Origin of the sequence: Mesorhizobium sp. M7A.F.Ca.CA.001.10.2.1 (assembly GCF_003998575.1) — a bacterium.
GTDB lineage: Bacteria > Pseudomonadota > Alphaproteobacteria > Rhizobiales > Rhizobiaceae > Mesorhizobium.
Window position 1 is genome coordinate 1 of sequence record NZ_RZQY01000512.1, and the last position, 4,417, is coordinate 4,417.

The following is a 4,417-nucleotide window of genomic DNA, read 5'->3' on the forward strand; positions in this document are numbered from 1 at the left end:
ATATTGGAGATGGCTGTTCGGGAGGTCGATGATGGTGACGCCGCCAACCGGCAAGCCGCCTGGGTTTGGCGTCTTGTCTGCGTCGATGAAGATCGGCACCAGCGCGGCGCCCGCCGGCAGACCGGCGCTTGCAGCCATCACGTCGCGGTCCTTCCAGTAGAAGATGTTCTTCGCCACGTCGTTGTCGGGAAGCATCATCGACGGCTTGCCCGGCAGCGGGTTGCGGGCCAGCCCGGTGACCGTCACACTGCCAGCCACCTGTCCCTTGGCGCGCTTGGCGGCGTCCTTCAGATCGTAAGGCACGAAGCCGCGATTGATCAGGACGAAGCGTCCGTCGTCGAGCGCCAGCGGCGTGTAGACATTGAAGCCGGCATCACCCTCCCAGGTCGCGTAGAAATGGCGTTCGCCTTGATGCAGGAACGTGCCGGTGACGGTGACAGGCGTATAATCGACATCGCCGGTGGCGGCGAACTCTTTCTCGACCGCAACCAACGGCAACGGAGCCGAATGGGTGCGCTGGTCGATGGTCTGCAGAAGGCCTTCCTTCCAATACAGGCGCTGCATCTGCCAGGTGCCGAGCACCAGCAGGATCAGGAACAGCACAAGGCCAAGGCCGAGCAGCAATGCCGATCGCGGCCGCGAACGACCGTCAGTTTTAATGGAAGCCTCGCTCATTCGCCGCGATCCAGCCGGCCCTCGGCCGCTTGGTTGCGGTATTGCAGCGTCAGCAGCACGCCCTTGATCAGCCGCAGCGCCGTCAAGCACAGCACAACAGCCAGCGGAATCCAGACCAGCAGATGCAGCCAGAGCGGCGGGCTGAACGTGACTTCTACCCAGAGCGCCAGGCCGACGATGATAAAGCCGATGATCAGGATCACGAACACCGCCGGCCCGTCGCCGGCATCAGCGTAGGAATAATCGAGGCCGCAATTGACGCATCGCTTGCCGACGGTGAGGAAGCCGGAAAATAGCCGCCCCTCGCCGCAGCGCGGGCAACGGCCATGCAGGCCGGCCGAGATCGGATCGATCGGCGGCCAGATCGCCCTATCTTCACTCTTGGAAGAGTCGTCGCTCATTGCTTACCGCTCGATTTCAGATCGACCGGCAACCAGTTCATCTTGCCACTCATTGCCTACCGCTCGATCTCGATCGGTGTGCCATCGGCCACCATCGCCCAGATTTCGTCCATATCGGAGTCCGTAACCGCAATGCAGCCGTCGGTCCAGTCGACCAATTGAAGCAGCCAGCCCCACCAGCCATAACCGTTTGGCTGGCCGTGGATCATGACCATGCCGCCCGCGTCGACATTGCGCGCCCTGGCGGCCGCCAGATCGTCGGTATTGGGGTACGAAATATGGATCGATCTGTGCGCGATGCTGTTCGGGTTGCGCCAGTCGAGGACATAGTTCCCCTCGGGCGTGCGTTGATCGCCCTCCTGGTGCTTATGCCCGACAGGATCGCCGCCGAGTGCGATGCCGTAGCTGCGCAGGATCTTGCCGTCGCCGATGAGTTCCAGCCGGCGTTCGGCTTTGTGGACACGCACCAGATCCACCTTCTCGCCGGCAAAGGCCGGGAGTGCCGCGATCATCAATGCGCAAATGGCCCGGAAAATTGTCAGCCGCATTGGCTATCGATCAGCGATCATTGCGCCAAAAAGAAGAAGGCGGCCACATTGCCGCGGCCGCCCCTCCCCAAACGGAAATTCCTCAGGCCAGGATCAGTGGCCCTCGATCACCGCGCCGACCGATCCCCAGACGTAGATCGAGGCGAACAGGAACAGCCAGACCACGTCGACGAAGTGCCAGTACCAGGCGGCCGCCTCGAAGCCGAAATGTTGTTTGGGGGTGAAATCACCCTTCATCGCCCGGATCAGGCAGACCAACAGGAAGATGGTGCCGATGATGACGTGGAAACCGTGGAAGCCGGTCGCCATGAAGAAGGTGGCGCCATAGATGGAATCCTTGAAGGCGAACGGAGCATGCATGTACTCGTACGCCTGCACCATGGTGAACAGCATGCCGAGGCCAACAGTCAGCACCAGGCCGTTGATCAGGCCTTTGCGATCGCCATGGATGAGCGAATGGTGCGCCCAGGTCACCGTGGTGCCGGACAGCAGCAGGATGACGGTGTTGTAGAGCGGCAAATGGAAGGGGTCGAGAACTTCCATGCCCTTCGGCGGCCAGACACCGCCGGTAAACGCGGTGCGGGCATATTGCTGGACTTCGCTCGGAAACAGGCTGGCATCGAAATAGGCCCAGAACCAGGCAACGAAGAACATCACCTCCGAGGCGATGAACATGATCATGCCGTAGCGCAGATGCAGCGACACGACACGCGTGTGATGGCCCTCATGCGCTTCCTTGATCGTGTCCGACCACCAGGCGAACATGGTGTAGAGGATGATCACGAGACCGATGAAGAACAGCCATGGATTGGCGATGTTGAAGCCGAAGATCGGGAACGAGCCGCCCTTCAGGTATTCCATCAAGCAGACGCCGCCAAAGGCGGCGACAAGTGCGCCTACCGATCCCAGGAAAGGCCACGGGCTCGGGTCAACGAGATGATAGTCATGCTGTGGTTTTGCGTGCGCGTCTGCCATATCAACCCCCGAGATTTGCTTCGGTATTCGAAATTGTCTTGCTATTGCCCTTGGCCGGCTCCGAGGAGGCGACCGGCTTGGCCTTCTCGACCGGGAACATCGTATAGGACAGCGTGATCGTCTTCACGTCCTTCAGTTCCGGCACATTGACGATGTCGGGGTCCACGTAGAACAGGACCGGCATGTCCAGTGTCTCGCCGGGCTTCAGCGTCGTGTCGGTGAAGCAGAAGCACTCGACCTTGTTGAAATAGGGACCCGCCAGTTCAGGCTGCACGTTGAAGGTGGCGCGGCCGGTCACGGGACGATCGAACTTGTTGGTCGCCTGATAGTGCGCCTGCACGGTCTCGCCGATCTTCATCGTCATCGAGCGCTGGACCGGCTGGAACTCCCACGGCACGCCAGCGATGTTGGCATCGAAGCGGACGGTGATCTCGCGGTCGAGCACGCGGCCGGCATACTGCTTCTCGGCACGTTGCGTCGTGCCGCCATAGCCGGTCGCCTGGCAAAACATCTTGTAGAGCGGGACCGCGGCATAGGCCATGCCGATCATGCCGGTGAAAAAGGCGAGGCAGACAGCCGCGACGATGACGTTGCCGTTCTTGCCAGCCGCTTTTTTGGAGGTCCCGACGCTCATCACATCGTGCCCAGATTGTGGCCGAACTTCACGATCGTCGCGATGTAGAAAATGACCACCAGCAGCGCCAGCGCCACACCGATGGCGATAGAACGGCTGCGCTGCGCCTTCTTCTGACGCTCGGTCAACGTGACGGTCTCGAGCTTTTCCTCGATCATGGTCATGCTCCACCCATGGCAAGCGCGCGTTCGACAACGCTGTCGGCCAGATAGGCAGCGAAGATGGCGAAGAGATAAAGCAGCGAATAGGCGAACAGGGCCTTGGCCGGTTTCATGACGCGGTCATCGTCGGCCATGCTAAGCACTTTCCACGCGTACCAGACAAAACCGACTCCCAGAAGCAGGGCGGCCACGCCATAGAACGGCGTGGTGTAGCCAAGCAGCCACGGCAGCACGCCGACCGGGGCCAGCACCAGCGCATAGGCGAAGATCTGGCGGCGGGTCGAAGCGTGGCCGGCGACGTTGGGCATCATCGGAATGCCGGCCTTGGCATAGTCCTCGGACTTGAACAGCGCCAGCGCCCAGAAATGCGGCGGCGTCCACAGGAAGATGATCAGGAACAAGACAATGCTTTCGAGGCTGACTGTCCCGGTCACCGCGGCCCAGCCGATCACGGGCGGAATGGCACCGGCGGCCCCGCCGATGACGATGTTCTGCGGCGTCCAGCGCTTCAGCCACATCGTGTAGACGACGGCGTAGAAAAAGATGGTGAAGGCGAGCAGCGTCGCCGCCAGCCAGTTGACCAGCACGCCGAGCGTCATCACAGACAGCACCGACAGCACCAGCCCAAAGGTCAGGGCTTCGTGCGGCTGGATGCGACCGGCGGGGACTGGGCGGTTGGCGGTCCTGGTCATCACGGCATCGATGTCGGCATCGTACCACATGTTGAGCGCGCCGGAGGCACCAGCACCTATTGCAATAGCCAGGATGGCGATCACCGCCAGCAGAGGGTTGATGGTCACGGGTGCGGCGACCAGGCCGACAAAGGCGGTGAACACCACCAGCGACATGACGCGCGGCTTCAGCAGCGCGAAGAAATCGCCCGCCGTCGCTTCCGACATGCGAAAGCCCGCTTCGTCAATCAATGGGTCGTCGACAAGGGCCATGCGTACTTAAGTCCATCATCCGTTGGCCAAAACCGCCGGCGGACCGGCGGTTTTGGCCAACGGATGATGGACTTAAGTA

The 4,417-nt window shown here is 61.4% G+C and carries 7 protein-coding genes; all 7 read right to left on the minus strand.

What is annotated here, in order from left to right:
* The coding region (locus EN964_RS26095) for an SURF1 family protein (RefSeq protein ID WP_164775994.1) at window positions 1-675 on the minus strand (675 nt) is incomplete at its 3' end.
* Window positions 672-1,076, minus strand: a complete 405-nt coding sequence (locus tag EN964_RS26100; RefSeq protein WP_127270316.1) for a DUF983 domain-containing protein — start codon at window positions 1,074-1,076, stop codon at window positions 672-674. The genes EN964_RS26100 and EN964_RS26095, both read right to left, overlap by 4 nt.
* A gap of 56 nt (window positions 1,077-1,132) precedes the next feature.
* On the minus strand, window positions 1,133-1,624 hold the full coding sequence (locus EN964_RS26105; protein WP_127270319.1) for a murein L,D-transpeptidase family protein: 492 nt from the start codon (window positions 1,622-1,624) through the stop codon (window positions 1,133-1,135).
* Between the two features lie 93 nt (window positions 1,625-1,717).
* Window positions 1,718-2,599, minus strand: a complete 882-nt coding sequence (locus EN964_RS26110; RefSeq protein WP_127270321.1) for a cytochrome c oxidase subunit 3 — start codon at window positions 2,597-2,599, stop codon at window positions 1,718-1,720.
* Between the two features lies 1 nt (window position 2,600).
* Window positions 2,601-3,233, minus strand: coding sequence for a cytochrome c oxidase assembly protein (locus EN964_RS26115; protein WP_127270322.1), 633 nt, complete (start codon window positions 3,231-3,233; stop codon window positions 2,601-2,603).
* Window positions 3,233-3,391, minus strand: coding sequence for a hypothetical protein (locus EN964_RS26120; protein WP_013532777.1), 159 nt, complete (start codon window positions 3,389-3,391; stop codon window positions 3,233-3,235). Before EN964_RS26120 ends, EN964_RS26115 begins: the two co-directional genes overlap by 1 nt.
* 2 nt (window positions 3,392-3,393) lie before the next feature.
* Entirely contained in the window at window positions 3,394-4,338 is a 945-nt protein-coding gene (locus EN964_RS26125; RefSeq protein ID WP_127270323.1) for a heme o synthase, read from the minus strand.
* Window positions 4,339-4,417: the final 79 nt, after the last annotated feature.